General features: G+C 47.8%; 25 protein-coding genes. 5 read left to right on the forward strand and 20 right to left on the reverse strand.

Going from position 1 to position 17,874, the window contains the following annotated elements; genetic code table 11:
* Positions 1–21: 21 nt before the first annotated feature.
* Together KNP03_RS01680 and KNP03_RS01685 are read left to right on the forward strand one after the other, a co-directional pair.
* Entirely contained in the window at positions 22–966 is a 945-nt protein-coding gene (locus KNP03_RS01680; protein ID WP_214824300.1) for a DUF1385 domain-containing protein, read from the forward strand.
* Between the two features lie 14 nt (positions 967–980).
* Complete coding sequence (locus KNP03_RS01685; protein WP_214824302.1) at positions 981–1,385, forward strand: SA1362 family protein; 405 nt, start codon at positions 981–983, stop codon at positions 1,383–1,385.
* 25 nt (positions 1,386–1,410) lie between these two features.
* Here the strand turns inward: KNP03_RS01685 and hpt are convergent, their stop codons facing one another.
* Together hpt and mntR are read right to left on the reverse strand one after the other, a co-directional pair.
* Positions 1,411–1,938 (reverse strand): hypoxanthine phosphoribosyltransferase, encoded by a 528-nt coding sequence (gene hpt / locus KNP03_RS01690; RefSeq protein ID WP_214824305.1) that lies wholly within the window; start codon positions 1,936–1,938, stop codon positions 1,411–1,413.
* A gap of 175 nt (positions 1,939–2,113) precedes the next feature.
* The gene (mntR, locus tag KNP03_RS01695; RefSeq protein WP_214824308.1) at positions 2,114–2,542 is read right to left on the reverse strand and encodes a transcriptional regulator MntR; all 429 of its coding nucleotides are present in this window, start codon (positions 2,540–2,542) and stop codon (positions 2,114–2,116) included.
* 163 nt (positions 2,543–2,705) lie between these two features.
* On the opposite strand from mntR, the gene KNP03_RS01700 reads away from it, so the two are divergent.
* Positions 2,706–3,086 carry a rhodanese-like domain-containing protein gene (locus KNP03_RS01700; RefSeq protein WP_214824311.1) on the forward strand — a complete coding sequence of 127 codons (381 nt, stop codon included), beginning with the start codon at positions 2,706–2,708 and terminating at the stop codon, positions 3,084–3,086.
* A gap of 39 nt (positions 3,087–3,125) precedes the next feature.
* On the opposite strand, the gene gcvPB is transcribed toward KNP03_RS01700, so the two are convergent.
* The 13 genes from gcvPB to KNP03_RS01765 form a co-directional block, all read right to left on the reverse strand.
* Positions 3,126–4,604, reverse strand: coding sequence for an aminomethyl-transferring glycine dehydrogenase subunit GcvPB (gcvPB, locus tag KNP03_RS01705; protein WP_214824313.1), 1,479 nt, complete (start codon positions 4,602–4,604; stop codon positions 3,126–3,128).
* Entirely contained in the window at positions 4,604–5,941 is a 1,338-nt protein-coding gene (gene gcvPA, locus KNP03_RS01710) for an aminomethyl-transferring glycine dehydrogenase subunit GcvPA (RefSeq protein ID WP_214826162.1), read from the reverse strand. The genes gcvPB and gcvPA overlap by 1 nt, the downstream gene beginning before the upstream one ends.
* 25 nt (positions 5,942–5,966) lie before the next feature.
* Entirely contained in the window at positions 5,967–7,043 is a 1,077-nt protein-coding gene (gcvT, locus tag KNP03_RS01715) for a glycine cleavage system aminomethyltransferase GcvT (protein WP_214824316.1), read from the reverse strand.
* A gap of 148 nt (positions 7,044–7,191) precedes the next feature.
* Positions 7,192–7,530, reverse strand: a complete 339-nt coding sequence (locus tag KNP03_RS01720) for a hypothetical protein (RefSeq protein WP_214824319.1) — start codon at positions 7,528–7,530, stop codon at positions 7,192–7,194.
* Positions 7,517–8,011: a shikimate kinase gene (locus KNP03_RS01725; RefSeq protein ID WP_240544407.1), complete on the reverse strand. Its 495-nt coding sequence runs from the start codon at positions 8,009–8,011 to the stop codon at positions 7,517–7,519. The genes KNP03_RS01720 and KNP03_RS01725 overlap by 14 nt, the downstream gene beginning before the upstream one ends.
* On the reverse strand, positions 8,004–8,240 hold the full coding sequence (locus KNP03_RS01730) for a hypothetical protein (RefSeq protein WP_214824321.1): 237 nt from the start codon (positions 8,238–8,240) through the stop codon (positions 8,004–8,006). Before KNP03_RS01730 ends, KNP03_RS01725 begins: the two co-directional genes overlap by 8 nt.
* A 23-nt stretch (positions 8,241–8,263) precedes the next feature.
* The gene (locus KNP03_RS01735) at positions 8,264–8,686 is read right to left on the reverse strand and encodes a hypothetical protein (protein WP_214824323.1); all 423 of its coding nucleotides are present in this window, start codon (positions 8,684–8,686) and stop codon (positions 8,264–8,266) included.
* Between the two features lie 13 nt (positions 8,687–8,699).
* Positions 8,700–8,933, reverse strand: a complete 234-nt coding sequence (locus KNP03_RS01740; RefSeq protein WP_240544408.1) for a hypothetical protein — start codon at positions 8,931–8,933, stop codon at positions 8,700–8,702.
* A complete protein-coding gene (locus KNP03_RS01745) occupies positions 8,923–9,354 on the reverse strand; it encodes a prepilin-type N-terminal cleavage/methylation domain-containing protein (RefSeq protein WP_214824327.1) in 432 nt (143 codons plus the stop codon). Before KNP03_RS01745 ends, KNP03_RS01740 begins: the two co-directional genes overlap by 11 nt.
* Positions 9,351–9,665, reverse strand: a complete 315-nt coding sequence (locus KNP03_RS01750) for a prepilin-type N-terminal cleavage/methylation domain-containing protein (RefSeq protein ID WP_214824332.1) — start codon at positions 9,663–9,665, stop codon at positions 9,351–9,353. The genes KNP03_RS01745 and KNP03_RS01750 overlap by 4 nt, the downstream gene beginning before the upstream one ends.
* A 13-nt stretch (positions 9,666–9,678) precedes the next feature.
* Positions 9,679–10,656, reverse strand: a complete 978-nt coding sequence (locus tag KNP03_RS01755; protein WP_214824334.1) for a type II secretion system F family protein — start codon at positions 10,654–10,656, stop codon at positions 9,679–9,681.
* On the reverse strand, positions 10,638–11,444 hold the full coding sequence (locus KNP03_RS01760) for an ATPase, T2SS/T4P/T4SS family (RefSeq protein ID WP_214824336.1): 807 nt from the start codon (positions 11,442–11,444) through the stop codon (positions 10,638–10,640). Before KNP03_RS01760 ends, KNP03_RS01755 begins: the two co-directional genes overlap by 19 nt.
* 58 nt (positions 11,445–11,502) lie before the next feature.
* On the reverse strand, positions 11,503–11,889 hold the full coding sequence (locus KNP03_RS01765) for a Spx/MgsR family RNA polymerase-binding regulatory protein (protein WP_214824337.1): 387 nt from the start codon (positions 11,887–11,889) through the stop codon (positions 11,503–11,505).
* Positions 11,890–12,140: 251 nt separating this feature from the next.
* Between KNP03_RS01765 and KNP03_RS01770 the strand changes: the two genes are divergently transcribed.
* Positions 12,141–12,404, forward strand: a complete 264-nt coding sequence (locus KNP03_RS01770; protein WP_214824338.1) for a DUF2626 domain-containing protein — start codon at positions 12,141–12,143, stop codon at positions 12,402–12,404.
* A gap of 30 nt (positions 12,405–12,434) precedes the next feature.
* On the opposite strand, the gene KNP03_RS01775 is transcribed toward KNP03_RS01770, so the two are convergent.
* Positions 12,435–13,055 carry an MBL fold metallo-hydrolase gene (locus tag KNP03_RS01775; RefSeq protein ID WP_214824339.1) on the reverse strand — a complete coding sequence of 207 codons (621 nt, stop codon included), beginning with the start codon at positions 13,053–13,055 and terminating at the stop codon, positions 12,435–12,437.
* A 158-nt stretch (positions 13,056–13,213) separates the two neighbouring features.
* Here KNP03_RS01775 and KNP03_RS01780 point away from each other — a divergent pair, with 158 nt between their 5' ends.
* The gene (locus tag KNP03_RS01780) at positions 13,214–13,393 is read left to right on the forward strand and encodes a DUF2759 domain-containing protein (RefSeq protein ID WP_214824341.1); all 180 of its coding nucleotides are present in this window, start codon (positions 13,214–13,216) and stop codon (positions 13,391–13,393) included.
* Positions 13,394–13,471: 78 nt separating this feature from the next.
* Here the strand turns inward: KNP03_RS01780 and KNP03_RS01785 are convergent, their stop codons facing one another.
* The 4 genes from KNP03_RS01785 to KNP03_RS01800 all read right to left on the reverse strand — a co-directional run bounded on the left by KNP03_RS01785 (position 13,472) and on the right by KNP03_RS01800 (position 17,874).
* Positions 13,472–15,388, reverse strand: coding sequence for an LTA synthase family protein (locus KNP03_RS01785; RefSeq protein ID WP_214824342.1), 1,917 nt, complete (start codon positions 15,386–15,388; stop codon positions 13,472–13,474).
* 215 nt (positions 15,389–15,603) lie between these two features.
* Positions 15,604–16,566: an ROK family glucokinase gene (locus tag KNP03_RS01790; protein ID WP_214824343.1), complete on the reverse strand. Its 963-nt coding sequence runs from the start codon at positions 16,564–16,566 to the stop codon at positions 15,604–15,606.
* 94 nt (positions 16,567–16,660) lie between these two features.
* A complete protein-coding gene (locus tag KNP03_RS01795; protein ID WP_214824345.1) occupies positions 16,661–16,855 on the reverse strand; it encodes a YqgQ family protein in 195 nt (64 codons plus the stop codon).
* A gap of 2 nt (positions 16,856–16,857) precedes the next feature.
* Positions 16,858–17,874 carry a M42 family metallopeptidase gene (locus KNP03_RS01800; RefSeq protein WP_214824347.1) on the reverse strand — a complete coding sequence of 339 codons (1,017 nt, stop codon included), beginning with the start codon at positions 17,872–17,874 and terminating at the stop codon, positions 16,858–16,860.

The raw sequence follows: 17,874 nt of genomic DNA on the forward strand, positions 1-17,874 counted from the left end.
CGTATGAATCGAGGAAAACGAATGAATTCAAAACCAACCATCCCAGTCGGAGGACAAGCGCTCGTCGAAGGCGTGATGTTCCAGGGTCGGACTGAGAGCGCATCGGCTATCCGTCGAAAAGACGACTCGATCGAGACTTTCGAACAACCCCGCATCCTCGTCCCGTGGGTTCAATCATTAAAAAAAGTTCCATTCCTGCGAGGCGTGGTCGCTTTATATGAATCGCTCAAGAACGGGTCGGCACACATGAACTTCGCCAGCGACCGTTATGACGTGGACCCAAGCGAAGATGCAGCGCCTGAGGAAGAAGAAAAGAAACAAAGCTTTTTGATGATCGCTATTGTCGCCATCGTCGGGATCGTCTCCTACCTCTTCGGAAAATTAATCTTTAACGTGACACCGGCACTTCTCGCCTCACTGTTTCAAGATGTGCCATTATTTTCAGGACACGTGATTCAAAACCTCCTCGAAGGGGGTATAAAATTAGTACTGCTACTCAGCTACCTCTATCTCATTTCGTTGACGCCTCTCATCAAACGCGTCTTCCAATATCACGGGGCTGAGCACAAAGTCATCAACTGTTATGAGTCCGGACAACCGATTACGGTAGAGAATGTGCGAGCAAGCTCGCGGCTCCATTACCGCTGCGGATCGAGCTTCATTTTGTTCACCGTTTTCGTCGGCATCGGCGTCTACATGATCGTCCCAATCGATCCGTTATGGCTCCGTCTCGTCAGCCGTATCGCGCTCTTGCCAGTTGTCATCGGCATCTCATTTGAAGTCCTCCAGTTCACAAATCGTTTCCGCGACCATCATCTGCTCTCATTCCTCGGCAAGCCCGGTTTGTCACTCCAGTTGTTGACAACACGTGAGCCGAACGATGAACAGATTGAAGTCGCCATCAAAGCTTTCGAAACTTGGGAACAGGCTGAACTAGGAGAAACGGTCGTCCAAAGAGAAGGATAAGAGGAGGAAGCACCATGATTAGACAAAGAATCGGTTCGACCGCTGCGACAATCGTGTTCATCTTAGGCTTCATCGGGGTCGGTCATATGCTTGCGACAGACCCGGGTCGCCTATTCAGACAACTGTTGTTCATCGGAATCTTCGGGTTAGTCTTTTATGTGATCTACCGTGTCTTCATGGCTCCAAAAATATCGGCGGAAGATGTCCGCTATCGCAAAACAGCACAAGCTTCTAAAAAGCGGATGCAGCGCACGAACGGCGCTCCCATGAAATCGTCTCCGAACAAGGCGAAGAAAGGGAAACCCGGTTCGAACGTGACGAAACTCTCCAAGCGCTCACACATCAATCGTGCGAACACCCCTCATTTGACAGTCATTGAAGGGAAAAAAGGGAAAAAGAAAAAGAAAGCAAACATGTAAAAGGAGCGCCGCGGCGCTCCTTTTTTTATTCCGTCTCCACAAAACCGATATACGGCAAGTTCCGGTATTGTTCCGCATAATCGATTCCGTAACCGATCACGAACTCGTCAGGGATCTCAAACCCGACATAATCCGCATCCAGTGTGACGAGGCGGCGGGCCGGTTTATCGAGTAACGTACAGATTTTCAATTCCTGCGGCTGGTGCAGTTCCATGTGCTTACATAAGAACTTCAACGTCTGTCCTGTATCGATGATGTCCTCGACGATGACTACATACTTCCCTTCCACGTCTAAATCCAAATCTTTTCGAAGCTGAACGCTTCCGCTTGAGACCGTCTTCTTCCCGTAAGAAGACGTGGCGACTGTGTCTAACTGGACGTTCCCCGTCATAAAACGCATCAAATCCGACGCGAATACCATCGAGCCTTTCAATACTGCCACTAATACGATGGGCGTCCCGTCAGCATCTTTCTCGATTTCCTGAGCCAACTCTTTCACTCGCTGCTTGATCTGCTTTTCGTCAAACAGTTTTCCTTTGATTTGAATTTCCATGTATCCGGCGAATGTTCGCCGTCACCCCCCATTTGTTCATTCCACGATTCATGATATCACAAATGACACTTAAAAATATATATTATGTAGATGATTCATGCATTTCGTTCGGTTTTTACGAAAAGAAAGCACAAAAAAATCGTCAACCGGTTATCCGGTCAACGATTTGATGTCTTCAGTCCTCATGTAATCGCTCTTGTTCACGAAATTGTCGAAACTGCTCCATGAGTTCCGGCTTATCTTCAAAAAATTCCACGAATTGAGTCATGCAGTCCAACGTGTTCGAACTGAGGTGATGTTCAATCCCTTCCACGTCTTCATACACGTCCGCCTCATCGACTCCGATCAAACGTAAAAATGACTCGAGCATCGCATGACGCTCCACGAGCCGTTTCCCAACCTTTTGACCTTTTTTCGTCAGCATGAGTCCACGATATTTTTCATATATTAAGTATTCTTCCCGGTCCAATTTTTGAACCATTTTCGTGACGGAGGAAGGATGCACCCCTAAATGTTCGGCGATATCAGAGACGCGCGCATATCCTTTCTCTGACATCAATAAATAAATACGTTCTAAATAATCTTCCATACTCGGTGTCGGCATGGGCACGACCTCCCCTTATGTTCCGGTTTCCACATTCTATTTTATCCTAATGTGAAGGAAATCGAAAGCGGAAGGAACGATTCCGTGAGTCAATCATTGTCTCATGACCTTAAATTCATTATAATGAGAAATGGTAACTTTGATTGAGAAAGGAAGAACAACCATGGGACTCGAAACAATCCTCGTCATTCTCCTTTGGGCCGCTCTAATCGCATATGTCGTTTGGCGCTTCATGCCGGCTCGCGGGTTGAAAAAGATGAAACAAGAAGAATTCCGCGCCTCACTCCGTAAAGGACAGTTGATTGATGTGCGGGAGCCGAACGAATATAAGGGCGGTCACATCGTTGGTGCACGGAACATCCCGGTCGGTCAGATGAAGATGCGCATGAAGGAACTCCGTAAAGATCAACCGATCCTCATCTACTGCCAAGGAAGCTCACGCTCAAACCAAGCAGCGAAACTGCTCATGAAGAATGGATATAAGGATATCTATATGCTTGATGGCGGGTTTAAGAACTGGAAAGGCAAGATTAAAAAGGCCTAACGCAAAACTGGCGTCCCATGATTTGGGACGCCAGTTTTTTTATGAGTTAACCGAAGACGGTTCAGGTCGTTCATACTTCAACACAGGCTTACGCGCGGCAAGTGTTTCATCCATTCGTTTAACGACCGTTGTATGCGGTGCCGTCTGAACGATTTCAGGATTCTCCTCTGCCTCTTTAGCGATTTGCAACATGGCGTCACAGAACGCGTCCAATGTCTCTTTCGACTCGGTTTCCGTCGGTTCGACCATGATACATTCTTCCACGTTAAGAGGGAAATAGATTGTCGGCGGATGGTAGCCGAAATCGAGCAAACGTTTCGCGATGTCGAGTGTCCGGACACCGAGTGCTTTTTGACGTTTTCCGGATAAGACGAATTCATGCTTACAATACGTGTCATACGGCACGTCGAATGCATCTTTCAAGCGTGCGAACATGTAGTTGGCGTTGAGCACCGCTTCGCGTGAGACGCGCGTCAACCCTTCAGCCCCCATCGTCTTGATGTAGCTGTATGCACGGACATTGATTCCGAAGTTACCGTAGAACGGTTTGATTCGGCCAATCGAGTGCGGACGGTCATAGTCGAGCGTAAAGCCTTCTTCTGTTCTCGTCGCAATCGGCGTCGGTAGGAACGGCATCAAATCACGTTTGACCCCGACCGGACCAGAACCCGGACCGCCACCACCGTGTGGACCCGTGAACGTTTTGTGCAAGTTCAAGTGGACGACATCAAAGCCCATGTCCCCCGGACGCGCGATCCCGAGAATGGCATTCGAGTTAGCTCCGTCATAGTAGAGCTTCCCGCCCGCCTCGTGAACCACTTGTGCGATTTCAAGGATATCTGCCTCGAAAAGACCGAGCGTGTTCGGGTTCGTCAACATAAGGGCTGCCGTATCGTCTCCGACTTTTGATTTCAAATCATCGAGATCGACGAGTCCCCGCTCGTCCGACTTGACCGTGACCGTCTCAAATCCGGCAACGACTGCCGAAGCCGGGTTCGTACCATGAGCCGAATCCGGTACGAGTACTTTCGTCCGCGACTGGTCGCCGTTCCGTTCGTGGAAGGCTTTGATGAGCATGAGTCCCGTCCACTCCCCGTGGGCACCAGCAGCTGGTTGCAGCGTCACTTCATCCATACCAGTGATTTCAGCGAGCTGTTCCTGGAGGTCGACCATCAGTTCCAACGCCCCCTGGACAGTTTCAACCGGCTGAAGCGGATGAATATGGGCAAAGCCAGGAAGGCGCGCCATATCCTCGTTCACTTTTGGATTGTACTTCATCGTACACGATCCGAGCGGATAAAACCCTGAGTCGACCCCGTGGTTTCGTGTCGAGAGCGCCGTATAATGACGGACGACGTCCAATTCAGACACTTCCGGTAATTCGGCCGCTTCTTTCCGGATCATCGACTGTGGCAATAATTTCTCGAGATCCACTTCTGGCACGGTTGGCGTCGGCAAGTTATATCCTGTTCGTCCTTCACGTGATACTTCAAAAATAAGCGTCTGTTCGTGTTGCATTATTTCATCCCCCCAACCACATCAACAAACCGGTCAATCTCTTCTTTCGTCCGTAACTCTGTCGCACAGATGAGCATCTGTGTCTGACGATCCGCTTCGTATGTGCCAAGCGGAAGGCCCCCGATCATCCCGTGCTTCAACAAATCGCGTGAGACTTGATCGGCATCGATCTGTAAATCAACGACGAATTCGTTAAACATCGGTCCTTCATCGACAATCGAGAAGCCCGCTGATTTCATTGCCTCTTTCATATAATGCGCCGTTTGAATGTTTCGAATGGCCATGTCACGGATTCCATGCTTCCCTAAAGCTGACATCGTGATCGATGCCGCCAACGCGTTGAGCGCCTGGTTCGAACAGATGTTGGACGTCGCTTTATCACGGCGAATATGCTGTTCCCGTGCTTGGAGCGTCAAGACAAAACCGCGTTTCCCTTCTTCATCGACCGTTTGTCCGACGAGACGGCCCGGGATTTTACGCATCAATGATTTTTTCACGGCGAAATAACCGCAAGATGGACCCCCAAAGCTTTGAGGGATACCGAACGGTTGGGCATCGCCGACCGTAATATCCGCACCAAGTGCACCTGGTGACTCTAAGACACCGAGGGCAAGCGGGTTACTCGAGACGACGAAGAGCGCGCCGACGTCATGCGCCTTTTCAGCCAAAGTCGCCAAGTCCTCGACTCGACCAAAGAAGTTCGGATACTGTACGACGAGACACGATGCGTCCGTCAAATCCAAGTCAGCCACATCCGTCAAGCCGTCTGTCACGTCTGTATATTCGACCGAGAGTCCCGGTCCGTCCGCGTACGTACGGATGACATCTTTCGCTTCAGGGTGTACAGCGCCCGAGACGATGACCCGTTTCTTCTTCGTATGCGCACTCGCCAAATACGTCGCTTCCGCAAGGGCCGTGATGCCGTCATACATGGAAGAGTTAGCGACATCCATTCCAGTCAGTTCACAAATCATCGTTTGGAATTCAAACATCGCCTGCAACTCACCTTGTGAAATCTCAGGCTGATATGGCGTATAGGCCGTATAAAATTCAGAGCGCAAGAGCATATGGTTCATCACGCTCGGAGACAAATGGTCATACATCCCCGCTCCAAGGAAACTCGGATACGACTTCGTATGAATGTTCTTCTCCGCAAGTTTCGTCATATGACGCACGAGGTCCACTTCAGGAAGCGGCGCCCCGATTGCCGCGAGTGACGCCTTCTCACGCAACGATTCCGGAATATCTTCTAACAACCCTTCAATCGACTCCACCCCGATGGTCTGCAACATGTCTTTTTCATCTTGTTCGGTCATCGGTAAATAGCGAAATTCCATTCTATTCATTCTGAATCCCCCTGTTTCATTTCTTCCGTTTATAAAAAGGTGTCGGTACGCGTACAGCTTCTATTTTTTTACCACGGACATCAATCGTAAATTGATCACGCTCCACATGACGTGCATCCACACGCGCCCATGCGATGGATTCATTCACGGTCGGTGGCATCGTTCCGGTCGTGACGACACCGACGACTTCACCGTCCACCTCGACGGTAGCACCTTGACGAGCGATACCGCGGCCCAAAAGCTTCAACCCGATCATTCGATTCGGAATGTTCTCTTTTTGTTTAACGAGCGCCTCTTTTCCAACAAAGTCGGTATCCAGTTTGACCGCAAAGTTCAAATTCGCCTCGAACGGCGTGACGGTCTCATCGAGCTCATGTCCGTAAAGTGGCAAACATGCCTCAAAACGGAGTGTATCGCGGGAACCCAAACCACAAGGTGTGACCCCTTCAGACTCCAACGCCTCCCAGATCCGATGAATCGCATCGGCGTGTGCATATAGCTCAAATCCGTCTTCACCTGTATATCCGCTGCGAGACACGATGGTTGTCACGCCGGCCACTTCTCCGGTCATAAAACGGAAAAATTTGATCTCTTCGAGCGGTAAATCCGTCAATTTGCTGAGTACTTTCTCCGCGTTCGGTCCTTGAATGGCAATTTGACCATATTGGTCCGATTCGTTCGTGACCGTCACATCTCCCGTCACGAAGCGGCGAACATGCGCCTCGTCCTTCTCAATGTTCGAAGCATTGATGACGAGCCAAAATGAATCCTCGTCCAGTCGATAAACGAGCAAATCATCGACCACGCCTCCGTCCGGAAGACAAAATAGATTATATTGTGCCTGTCCGATTTGTAATTTAGACACGTCATTCGTCACCAGATGCTGCACTTGCTCCAATGCATCGGGACCTTCAATGCGAATCTCCCCCATATGCGATACGTCAAACATCCCCACATCTTCACGCACCGACCGATGTTCTTCTTTAATCGAAGAAAACAGGATAGGCATTTCAAACCCTGCAAAATCCACCATTTTTGCTTTCGGTTGAATCAATTCGAACAAAGGCGTACGTTTAAGCGTAACTTTCTCCATAATATCCCCCAATCCCGAACATAAAAAGTTTTTGTTTTTGAAATCTTTCGTTTTCCATTCCACTTTATCAATTTTCGACGGTTCTGCCTAGATAAAAAAACGAAAAAGAAAAAGGATGAAAAACGAAAACGTTTTCATCCTCATTATTTCATATTTTGGTCTCAGTGGAAACGTCAGAGCGTTCGATTCCAGCAGTCCGTTTGATTTCTTTCGTCAGTTCGACGGCAGAGTCTTTCAGCTCGATCGATTCATCTTTCACCTTAACACCGTATGTCTTGATTTGCGTGACAGAACGATTGACCGCATCCACATGTTGTTTGATCTCATCGACTTGCGTTTGGACGACGTCCGCTCGTATTTTAAAGCGTTCGCTCGCCTGGTTCAGCCGTGAAAAGTCAGGCTTCATTTTATTTTTAAACAACAAATAGCCGTATACACCGACCCCGATGATAGCCAATACGACGATGGCAATGTTAATCCAAACCATGCTCTTCCTCCTTCAACTGGATAATGTACTGAGCGACCTCCCGTGGCGGCCGGCTGGCGTCGACACGCACATCCGCTTGCTCATAGAGCGACAGGCGACGCCGATATAGTGACTCGACGGCCGCTTTTCCTTGTCGTACGAGAGGGCGTTCGCTATCTTTGATTCGCTCCCAACAATCTTCGAATGGCAAAGAGAGGTGCACAACTGTTCCGTGACGTTGCATCCACTCCATATTCACGCTCCGTTCAACGACCCCGCCGCCAGTTAGGATAAAGTCACCATCCGTTTCTTTTAACGCTTTTGACTCGTGGTCTCGAAAAGCTTCTTCTCCGGACTGTTTAAAATATGTAGCGATGTCCATCTTGATTCGAGACTCAATGATTTCGTCAAGGTCATCCACTTTTCCATTTTGCTTTAGAAAAGGGGCTAAACTTGATTTACCTGTACCCATAAAACCGATGATGTAAAACGGCTTACTCATCGAATACGATCACCTCACTATGTCGTTCTCCAGTCACTAACACCGTCTCTACTTCCGTTCGGTTCGATGATAGCGGGCGACAATAAATCGTTCCGGTCGGCTTTTTCAAAGTGAGTCCTACAGCCCCACACGTTCGTTTCGCCACCAACAAGTGGGCTTCGAACCGAATCGCCAACACTTCTTGGGACAAACGTCTCGTCGTCCGTTCAAGGTCAGTATACCAAAACAACACTGCTCCTAGCATCCATGTCATCACAACGAGGGTAGCGATGACGAAGAATCCTTTCTCATGCACAGGACGACCTTTTCTTTCCGAGCGTTTACGGTGTCCCAGGTGATCCGATAACCGATACCAACCGTTTCGACGTGATACGCCTCGACTCCTCTTAAAAATAATAAGTTCCCCCCTTCATCCCCGACCATCACAAGATTCCCATTGATTTGTTTGATCGTCCAATCCCACGTCGCGCCATCCTCTTTGACAAACGATCCACGAAGACGTCCCTGTTCAACCCGGCAATCGCGACTGTCAATAATCCTGCGGACGATGAGTTGGGGCGTCGTCTGGTGGGCAAACTTTGGTTGTTCATACAACGCTTGTCCTAACGCGGTAACTTGAACCAGAAGAAATAGAAAGATTGGAAGGATGAGGAGGACGAATGTCATCTCAAGCATGGTGAAACCAGGTTCACAATGTCGGGAGGCAAAGATTTGCCTCACACACTTCCAGCATCCCCGTCGGTTGTTCCGCCTCACGAAGCACCTCCTCCTGCAGTCGTTCATACGTTTGAAAAGACTGTTCCAACTGTACGATTCGTTCATTTCCATGGAGGATGAACGGACTAATCAGTATAAACCATCCACTGAATAGCATTAAACTGAGACAGACCTCCCATAAGGTAAATCCCTGCTCATCCCCCATCATAAATAAACACCTCCGGCTCATAGGTCCCCATTCTGAATTTGAGCAGCACGGATGACGTCCCGCTCACGAACTTCCACTGCCCGGCATATGTAGCGGACTGCTTATAAAATGTGATGTCTTTTGAAGTCGGCAAGTACATGATAATCCCATCCGGTACCGTCACGGTCGAAATCGATGTCCGTCCGCATGTGATGATATACGTCCGGTCTTTCATATACCAGGTCAATCGCGGGACACAACTTTCTCTCTCAGAGATATACGGATATTGACCGACTTCTTGAATATCGGATACTAACGTGTCGGTGAACTCATACAGCGCCAGTCGATCAATCGGACGGAGACATGGTGTGACGAGTAACAACAAAAATGATATGACAACAAGGACCGCCGTCATCTCTACGAGCGTATACCCTTTCATTGTTTTTGAAGGGAACCGTCGGTCGGCGAATAAGTATAGGCCGATGATTGACAGCTATACACGAGCGGATCGGTGTCCGATGCCCGTTCAATCATCTCTAATGTAGCAGGGTAAGATTTATGTTCGGCATAGTATAAATTAATCTCAGATTCAACGATTCGCACACTCCCGTCACAACTCACTTCATCTGCTCGGGATTTCCCGTCAGATAATGACGGGACGAGCAACAATAGTAAGACCGAGATGATCAATAATACAGCAGCCATCTCCACCAAGGTGAACCCTTTTTGTTCTGAGAACAATCGCTTCATCATGATTTCCTCCTTATATTTGGGCCATAATCAACTTAACCGGTAAGTAAAGGGAATAGAAAAGGGTGCCGACCATGACACTCAACACACCGTAAATCATCGGCTCCACTTTACCAAGAAGTCGTTTACTATATCGTTCCATCTCTTCAAAGACGAGATCGCGATGAAGTGCCATCAAGTTCCCGAGCTCACCACTCACCGAACCGACCCCTAACAAACTGACGACCTCATGATCGATCAACCGTTCTTCCCTCGTCGCCGCATCAATCCCTACACCGTTTGACATCCGCTCGTGAATCCGTCTTGCGATCATCGCTACTTCCCCGGTCTCAAGTGCCAATCGACTGATGACATGTCTCACCGTCGTTTCGGTTTCCTGCAAGAGCGACAATTCGCTCACAAACAGATAGGTCACGTACAACCTCCTCCCGCGTTCGATCAGGCGAATCGGCAGGCGAACCCCTCTCCTCCCTGCAACCATCCCACCGATCAACGTCATCACAAAGAATAAAAAGAGCAGTGGGAAAAACCATCTGGATAACAAGAGCGCAGACACCCCGCTAGCAGCTTCGACATCGACCATCGCCAGCAGTTTCGGAAAGATGTAGAGGGCATAAATGGCCCCGAGAAGTAACAGAATGAACAGGATAATCAATGGATAGCGCACCATCCGTTTCAATTCAACAGCCAACTTTGAACGCATCGTCGAAAGCTGTAACACTTGCTCCATCCCATCCATGAACCGATTTCCCCGCTCCGCGGTCTCCAGTAACTCTAACATCTGGGGGTTCGAGATTAGCAAAGAGAAGACGGAGGCTAACGAATCTCCGGACTCCAAGCGCCGCCTCATCGCTTGTACCGTCACCTTTGATTTGCCGCGCTCGTGCAGTTCAAGCGTCTCAAATGTTTTCTTGATTGAGACGCCACGAGATTGCAGTCGTAAAAAGCGATGCATGATCTGTAGAGAAGCATTCATCTGATTGTCGCCCATTCACAAGTAACCTCCTGACTACGGGTTAATACACACCAGTTCCGTTCTATCTCTGCACCGGACAGGAATTGCCTCACCCTCCGTTCTCCATCTTCTACCGACCCTGTATGAAATGTCGTAAGTGTGAGATGCCCACTTAGAGCCGCGTCATATGCGACACGAAGTTCCTCATCTGTCCTTACTTCCCCGATGACGATGATATCCGGGTCAGCCCGAAGCGTCTCTTTTAACAAACTCCGATAACCCCGGTCTGCCCGGTTGTTGACTTCCAATTGAATGACGCCTTCAAGCTCCTGTTCAGGCGGGTTCTCGATGGTAATGATTCGTTTCTCTTTCAGACTCTCCAGTAACGCATACAAAATCGTCGTCTTCCCGGCTCCCGTTGCCCCGCCAATCAAGAAGAGTCCTCGCTGTTTGGACATCGTGTCTTGCAGCCGTTGGACGTCCTCTCTTTTCAGAAGTCGGTTCAACTGAAAGGTATGCGTCGGTAATCGCCAAGACATCGATACGTGTTGAAAGGAAGGAAGAAACGTTACCCGGATGGCGAACGCATCCGTTTCAAAAATACCGGATTGCGGCGCCCGTTGATCGACTTCTGTCAGCGCGCACCAATAACGCATATAGCTGGTCAGACGTTCATATTGTTCCCACGACATCGTTTGAATGGACGCCAATTTCATGTTTGACCGGACCTGTACATCGATGTTCGTCTGTTTCGGAATAAAATGAAGATCACTCGCACCCGCCTCTGTCGCCTTTGACAACAACAATTCAATGATTGGTTTCATCTCTCCCACCTCCTTTCAAGCATAAAAAAAAGACCACTTTTGAAAAAGTGGACTTGTTTTATGATACTTGAACGGTAGCGTGGTCGTGGCGTCTAGCATACGTTTCAATGGACGCCTTGTCATAACCGACAATCACTTCTTTTCCATCAGTCAAAATCGGTCGCTTCAATAGTTTCGGATTTTCACTCATCAGTTTGAGCAACTCACTTAGTTTCAAGTCTTCTACATCGACATCAAGTTGTTTAAAGGCTTGGCTCCGTGTCGCCAGTAAGGAATCAACCCCGTCCTCACTGATCGCGAGCAATTGCAACAATTCATCGACAGTTGGGGCATCTCTAAAGATGTGTCGTTCACTCACGTCCAACTGTTGTTCTTTTAAAAACGCTTTCGTTTTCCGGCACGACGTGCAACTCGGATACGTATAAAACATTAATTCTGTTGCCATTTTCATTTGCCTCCTCGGTCATGTTTATCACCCGTACGTATTCTATAAATTGATTATACAACTCTATACCCCGTTTGTACATGTTTTGTACAACTTTTTATAAAATTTTGTACAATTTTTTATTTGGAACCTCACTTCACATATTTTTCACGATTATTTTGCTCAATTCTCACGTTTCCATAGCATTTTTGTGAATGTGTTGGTAAAATAGTGAATGAGTAATGGAATAATGCACGTATGGGGGGATTAACATGGCAAGAATGTTTCGTGTCCTAGGCTTCTGGACTGGGTTGATTGCGACACTTGCTTTCGTAGGCGCGCTTGGTGGAGATCAGAGCAGCAGTGAACATACTGGTGACTTCATCGTGATGGGTCTCGTCTTTTTAGCACAAACGATTTTCTTCGTCGCACTTGGCTACTTAAAATTAACTGAAAAAACGTATGTATACGTATTCGGTGCGTATTTGACAATTTTCTTCGTTGTCTTCACGTACTGGAGTAACTTCCAAATGTAAAAAAGATTGTCTCAGGCGAGACAATCTTTTTTATTGCCGGAAAAACGGATTGGAGTGCATTTCATCTTCCATGGTCGTCTTCGGTCCATGCCCCGGATACAAAACGGTTTCTTTCGGCAGAACGTGTTTCATCCAATCGATCGATCCCATCAACGTAGCCTGATTGCCTCCGTAAAGGTCCGACCGACCAATGGACTGTTTGAAGATCAAATCGCCACAAAATGCGATTCCGTCGTCTGGAAGATGAAGGACCACAGATCCCGGAGAATGACCCGGTGTATGATAAAGACGGAACTGAAACGCACCCAACTCGAGCGCCTCCCCTTCATATGTCCGATCAGCCGGTCTCATCTCCGGATGCGGCAAGTGGAATGCCGCCGCACCATTCTTTTCTCCATCAACCAGCCAGTCCCGTTCCAAGCGATGGACATACACCGGGATATCGTAACGGTCACGGATGGCATCGATTCCGCCGATATGGTCGAAATGGGCATGTGTCAGCAGAATTGCTGCCGGTTCACCGAGAAGATCGATCGTCTCAAAAAATCGCGGATCATCCGTCCCAGGGTCGACGATCAGCACCGTTCCTTCTTTTTTCAGGACATAACCGTTCTCTTGTGCCAAGCCAGACGTAATTTTTTTGATATTCATCCGAATCAACTCCCTTTTTGTTCAAAACAATATTGTGGCAAAATTGTATCGATGTCAACCTTTGCTCGACAGCGTGTGCAATATCGGATAAAATAATAATGATATTTCAGTGAAATTTTTATGAATTTCATGACGTACAAATAAAGGGGGAACTCGTCATGCATTTGTATGAACCGTTCGGATGGATCTCATTCATCATCGCACTCGTTGCCGTATGGGGAATGCTCCGTTCATTCAAACGCCGCCAATTCTTTCCACTTGCCTTTGCCGGTCTTACAGCACTCGTATTTGGATTCTTTGGCATTGCAACGTTGATTTACGGTGGAATTCCGAGCTAATCAACTACATCAGCAAAGCGGCAAATGCCGCTTTTTTTGTACAATAAAAAGCGCTGACTCGGGGTCAGCGCTTTTTCGTTATTGTTTTGTCTGTTCGTTGAAACGTAACAAGTCAGAATAAATCAAGTCATCGTTCATCTGAAGAATTTTCTCCGCTTCCGCAGAAATCGGTTCACAGAGCGATGAATCGTCAACGACTTCGCCAGAAGCTGCATTATAGCACGTCGACTGCGTCCATACGTATTCATCCGTCACGACAGTACCGTCACGGAAGATGGCACGGCTGTTCCGGTCCTCAGAGAACAAATCGTTCCCGAACCCGATCATGTCAGACGTGTCGATTCCAAGTAAATGGAGAAGCGTCGGCTTCATATCGATATGGCTACCGACCGTCTCATGCACTTCACCCGCATCTTGTCCTGGCAAGTGAATCGCGAACGGCACTTGTTGCAATTTCGCCACATCGTACGGGGTCAACTCATCTTTTCCGAGCAACTCTGCCATCGCATCATTGTGGTTTGTTGAAATTCCATAGTGGTCGCCGTATACGACAAAGATCGTATCATCCCACATACCATTCTCTTTTAACTGGTCGATGAAAATCCCCAATGCATAGTCTTGATAGGCAAGAGCCTGAGGGAAGTTATTCAACGTCGTCGAGCTTGTTTCAAACTTCGGTACCAACTCATAATCTTCGCTAGGCATCGTGTATGGGAAGTGGTTCGTCAACGTTAAGAACTTCGCATAGAATGGTTCCGGCAACTCTTCAAGCATCGGAATCGATTGCTCGAAGAAACTGTCGTCAAGTAATCCCCACTCCGTCATATCCTCTGGATTTCCGAGGTCATAGCTCTTCTCATCGAAGAACTGATCGACACCAATGTTTTTATACATTTGGTCACGGTTCCAGAATGATTTGTTGTTCGCATGGAAGACTGCCGAGTAGTAGTTATCTTCTTTAATCATCTCCGGGAATGCTTGATATTCGTTATCCGCATTCGTGAAGTATACCGCACCTCGCGGTAACCCGAAGAGTGAATTATCTAATGCAAACTCCGCATCTGACGTTTTCCCTTGACCGACCGTATGGTAGTAATTCGGCCAGTAGTGCGATTCTTTAATCAACTTATTCAAGTTCGGCGTGATATATTCACCATTTGGCGCTTTCATATCCACAGTAAAGTTCTGCGTTGATTCAAATGAGACAACGATGAGGTTTTTACCCTTATACTTCCCGAACAAATCCGGGTTCGGAGCCGCATAGTTTTGACGCGTGTATTGTTTGATCGTCGCGAGTTCCGACTCATCCGCCATCGCTTTTTGAGCAGACGTTTTCGTTTGGAGCATGGCGTCATAGATATGGAAGTTGAATGTTCCAATGTTTTTTACGAGTAGCTCACGGTCAAACGAGCGCGTCAATAGCTCAGGGCGTTCCGTCTCAGCGAGTGACAGATTGAACAAGAATACGGCCACGGCTGCGACGAATGTGAACAAAGCGCGACGATGCGTTGCCTCGTTTTCCTTCAAATTCATTTTCCATAAGAAGAACGGCAAAATGAACACATCACCGAGAATGATGAGGTCTTTCCATTCCAACAACGAACTGAAGGATGAAGAAAGAGTTTCCATATTCGATGGTTGCAAGATGACCGGCACGGTCAAATAATCCGTGAATTCACGGTAATAGACAGCATCCGCGAACAACGTGAAGGACGCAATCGTGTAAAGAATGTACAGTACCCATTTTTGTTTGTTTCCTTTAAAGAAGAAATGGAATGCGAACAAGAACAGCGTGGAGCTGATCGGGCTGATTAATAGAATGAAGGCTTGCGCAGTGTTTTCGATTGGGATGTCAAAGAAAAATTGATAAACAATATACGTCTTCGTCCAAAGTAATAACGTGAAAATCCAGAATAAGCGATATTCTTGAAACGAAGCACGGACCGTATCATTCAGTCTCGTCGACATGTTTGAGAAGCGTTGAGATGACTTCATCTGACGGTCTCCTCCTCTTTTCAGTTTTTCGGCTTCTTTTTTTATAGGCCATTCGTTAATAGATTGTACAATTCAAAATAAATAGTACATGTTCAGTATCAAGTCCAAATCTTACTCCTTTTTTAACGAAAAATCAACTGTGACGTTACAAATTTTACAATATTCAATACCCGTTCACGCAAAAAAACACGCCTGCTAAGAGCAGGCGTGTGGGTTTAGACACGTGTCGGTAAGAAATGTTTTCGTGCGAGCCAAGCGCAGCCGATCACGCCTGCATCATTCTCCAACTCCGCAATTTTGAAAGTTGTTGAATGATACACCCGTTCAAGCGCAAATCGTTTGAATTGTGCATCGAGCGGTTCAAGCAACGCTTCGCGTGCTTTTGATACGCCGCCCCCGATGACAATCATTTTAGGGTTCAACGTGTTGGCGATATTCGAAATCGTTAGTCCAAGATATTCTGTCATTTCCTCCACGACTTCCTTGGCTACCGCATCCCCCGCTTTGTAAGCCTCGAACACGTCCCGTGCTGTGACGCCATCCAACCCATTCAATGAGGTTTCACGATTCTTCCGCTTTTGAAGGGCGAGTCGAGAAATCCCGGTTGCCGAGGCAATCGTTTCGATACATCCCGTACGACCACATCCGCACTTGACCGCTTTATCCGGGTCGCGCTCTACCGTGATGTGACCAATCTCACCGGCCATACCGGCAGCACCGTGAACGATGTTTCCGTTCGTGATGACACCGCCTCCTACTCCAGTTCCGAGCGTAATCGCCAAAAGCTCAGAAGCGCCCTCACCGGCACCTTTCCACATCTCGCCAAGCGCAGCTGCGTTTGCGTCATTTTCCAGGACCGCAGGGAGACCGACTGCTTTTTCAAACTCACTGACGAGTTCGAAATCTTTCCAACCGATGTTCGGAGAATACTCAACGACACCTTCAGTGAAATTGATAAAGCCCGGTGCGCCGATTCCTGCGCCTGCGAACTCTTCTTTCTTCTTCCCGGACGTCTCTAAATATGTTTCAAAAGATGCTGCGATGTCTTTTGGAATATGTACCCCATTCTCACGAATGTCTGTCTTCACTTCCCACTTGTCAGAAATGATGCCATTCATGTCTAAAACGGCCATTTTCACCGTTGTACCACCTATGTCAATTCCTAATAACCATTTCATCCAATTCCACTCCTCGTCATGAATAAATCGCTTTCATTGAATAGTGTACACTATTATGCCCTTAGTGCAACCCATTGCACTAAGGGCATTTCTGTCAATCTGTTGAATTTTTCAGTTCATGCGTCAAAATGATCTTCGCCGTGTCGTACTCGCGTTGTTCGATGATCCCGCCTTCATACAGTTCATCGAGCTCCATCATCATGAGTCCAATTTCTGCGTCCCGTTCTCCGATGTAAATGATCGTCCCGAACGTTTTCAAAAATTGTTGGACATCATAAAAGTTTTTCATGCTTATTCCCCCATCGTCGTCATCGCGTATCGGCGGAGCAGTTCGCGCGTCGCATCCAATGAAGTCTGATGTGTCCGTTCGTAACTGTGGCTCGACTCGATCCCCGGTCCAATCAATGCATGCTTGACGTCGTATCCCGCACGAATGGCAGCGGAAGCGTCAGAACCATAGAACGGATAGATATCTACCTTATATGCGATGTCATGTTCTTTACATAAAGAAGTGAATTGGCGGCGTAACGTTAAATCATACGGACCCGAAGAATCTTTCGCACAAATGGAAACCGTATATTCATCCGAATGTTGCCCGTCTCCGAGAGCGCCCATGTCAACCGCGATATACTCGACAACTTGTGACGGAATCCCGGCATTGCCTCCGAACCCGACCTCTTCATAGTTTGAAATCAAATAATGGATTGTATGAGGCAATTCAAGTTTCACAAGGTCTTTAGCCAAATCCAATAAAATCGCAACCGACGCTTTATCATCCAAATGACGAGATTTGATGTAACCTGATTGCGTCACGTTGAAACGCGGATCGAACGACACGAAATCTCCGACCTCGATCCCGAGTTCTCGCACTTCTTCTACCGAATGGACGTTCATATCGAGTCGTACTTCGATATTGGCTGCGGTCCGCTCAGCAGAATTGGTGTCCTTATATACATGAACACTCGACTGATGAACGAGAATCGTTCCTTCAACCGCTTCCCCGTCTTCCCGGTGAACGAGACAGTTCTCTCCTTCGATTGCCGTCCATGCGTATCCACCGACCTGCGTCAGCCGGAGTCGACCGCTCGGCAAAATTTCTTTCACCATCGCACCCAACGTGTCGACATGGGCCGTCAACAGGCGCGCCTTATCTGATTTCCCAGGGAACGTCGCAAGCAAGGCCCCTTTATGTAGACGTTCAGTTGAAACACCGAGTGTGTTCAATTCTTTTTCAGCAAACCGGATGGCTTCATCTGTCATTCCAGAAGGACTCGGAATTTCGACTAATCGTTTTAACGTTTCAATCAT

It is taken from the genome of Exiguobacterium algae, from assembly GCF_018617875.1.
Classification (GTDB): Bacteria; Bacillota; Bacilli; order Exiguobacteriales; family Exiguobacteriaceae; genus Exiguobacterium; species Exiguobacterium algae.

What these genes read in the sequence shown, in the direction of transcription:
- KNP03_RS01755 (WP_214824334.1), bottom strand. Translation starts at nt 10,656, where the DNA reads ATGGGCGACAATCAGATGAATGCTTCTCTACAGATCATGCATCGCTTT.
- gcvPA (WP_214826162.1), bottom strand. Translation starts at nt 5,941, where the DNA reads ATGGAATTTCGCTATTTACCGATGACCGAACAAGATGAAAAAGACATG.
- KNP03_RS01735 (WP_214824323.1), bottom strand. Translation starts at nt 8,686, where the DNA reads ATGCTTGAGATGACATTCGTCCTCCTCATCCTTCCAATCTTTCTATTT.
- KNP03_RS01795 (WP_214824345.1), bottom strand. Translation starts at nt 16,855, where the DNA reads ATGAAAAACTTTTATGATGTCCAACAATTTTTGAAAACGTTCGGGACG.
- KNP03_RS01800 (WP_214824347.1), bottom strand. Translation starts at nt 17,874, where the DNA reads ATGATTGAAACGTTAAAACGATTAGTCGAAATTCCGAGTCCTTCTGGA.
- KNP03_RS01790 (WP_214824343.1), bottom strand. Translation starts at nt 16,566, where the DNA reads ATGAAATGGTTATTAGGAATTGACATAGGTGGTACAACGGTGAAAATG.
- mntR (WP_214824308.1), bottom strand. Translation starts at nt 2,542, where the DNA reads ATGCCGACACCGAGTATGGAAGATTATTTAGAACGTATTTATTTATTG.
- KNP03_RS01760 (WP_214824336.1), bottom strand. Translation starts at nt 11,444, where the DNA reads ATGAAACCAATCATTGAATTGTTGTTGTCAAAGGCGACAGAGGCGGGT.
- gcvPB (WP_214824313.1), bottom strand. Translation starts at nt 4,604, where the DNA reads ATGCAACACGAACAGACGCTTATTTTTGAAGTATCACGTGAAGGACGA.
- KNP03_RS01740 (WP_240544408.1), bottom strand. Translation starts at nt 8,933, where the DNA reads ATGGGGGATGAGCAGGGATTTACCTTATGGGAGGTCTGTCTCAGTTTA.
- KNP03_RS01785 (WP_214824342.1), bottom strand. Translation starts at nt 15,388, where the DNA reads ATGAAGTCATCTCAACGCTTCTCAAACATGTCGACGAGACTGAATGAT.
- KNP03_RS01765 (WP_214824337.1), bottom strand. Translation starts at nt 11,889, where the DNA reads ATGGCAACAGAATTAATGTTTTATACGTATCCGAGTTGCACGTCGTGC.
- hpt (WP_214824305.1), bottom strand. Translation starts at nt 1,938, where the DNA reads ATGGAAATTCAAATCAAAGGAAAACTGTTTGACGAAAAGCAGATCAAG.
- KNP03_RS01725 (WP_240544407.1), bottom strand. Translation starts at nt 8,011, where the DNA reads ATGAGTAAGCCGTTTTACATCATCGGTTTTATGGGTACAGGTAAATCA.
- KNP03_RS01685 (WP_214824302.1), top strand. Translation starts at nt 981, where the DNA reads ATGATTAGACAAAGAATCGGTTCGACCGCTGCGACAATCGTGTTCATC.
- KNP03_RS01700 (WP_214824311.1), top strand. Translation starts at nt 2,706, where the DNA reads ATGGGACTCGAAACAATCCTCGTCATTCTCCTTTGGGCCGCTCTAATC.
- KNP03_RS01720 (WP_214824319.1), bottom strand. Translation starts at nt 7,530, where the DNA reads ATGGTTTGGATTAACATTGCCATCGTCGTATTGGCTATCATCGGGGTC.
- KNP03_RS01750 (WP_214824332.1), bottom strand. Translation starts at nt 9,665, where the DNA reads ATGAAGCGATTGTTCTCAGAACAAAAAGGGTTCACCTTGGTGGAGATG.
- KNP03_RS01780 (WP_214824341.1), top strand. Translation starts at nt 13,214, where the DNA reads ATGCATTTGTATGAACCGTTCGGATGGATCTCATTCATCATCGCACTC.
- KNP03_RS01745 (WP_214824327.1), bottom strand. Translation starts at nt 9,354, where the DNA reads ATGAAAGGGTATACGCTCGTAGAGATGACGGCGGTCCTTGTTGTCATA.
- KNP03_RS01775 (WP_214824339.1), bottom strand. Translation starts at nt 13,055, where the DNA reads ATGAATATCAAAAAAATTACGTCTGGCTTGGCACAAGAGAACGGTTAT.
- KNP03_RS01770 (WP_214824338.1), top strand. Translation starts at nt 12,141, where the DNA reads ATGGCAAGAATGTTTCGTGTCCTAGGCTTCTGGACTGGGTTGATTGCG.
- KNP03_RS01680 (WP_214824300.1), top strand. Translation starts at nt 22, where the DNA reads ATGAATTCAAAACCAACCATCCCAGTCGGAGGACAAGCGCTCGTCGAA.
- gcvT (WP_214824316.1), bottom strand. Translation starts at nt 7,043, where the DNA reads ATGGAGAAAGTTACGCTTAAACGTACGCCTTTGTTCGAATTGATTCAA.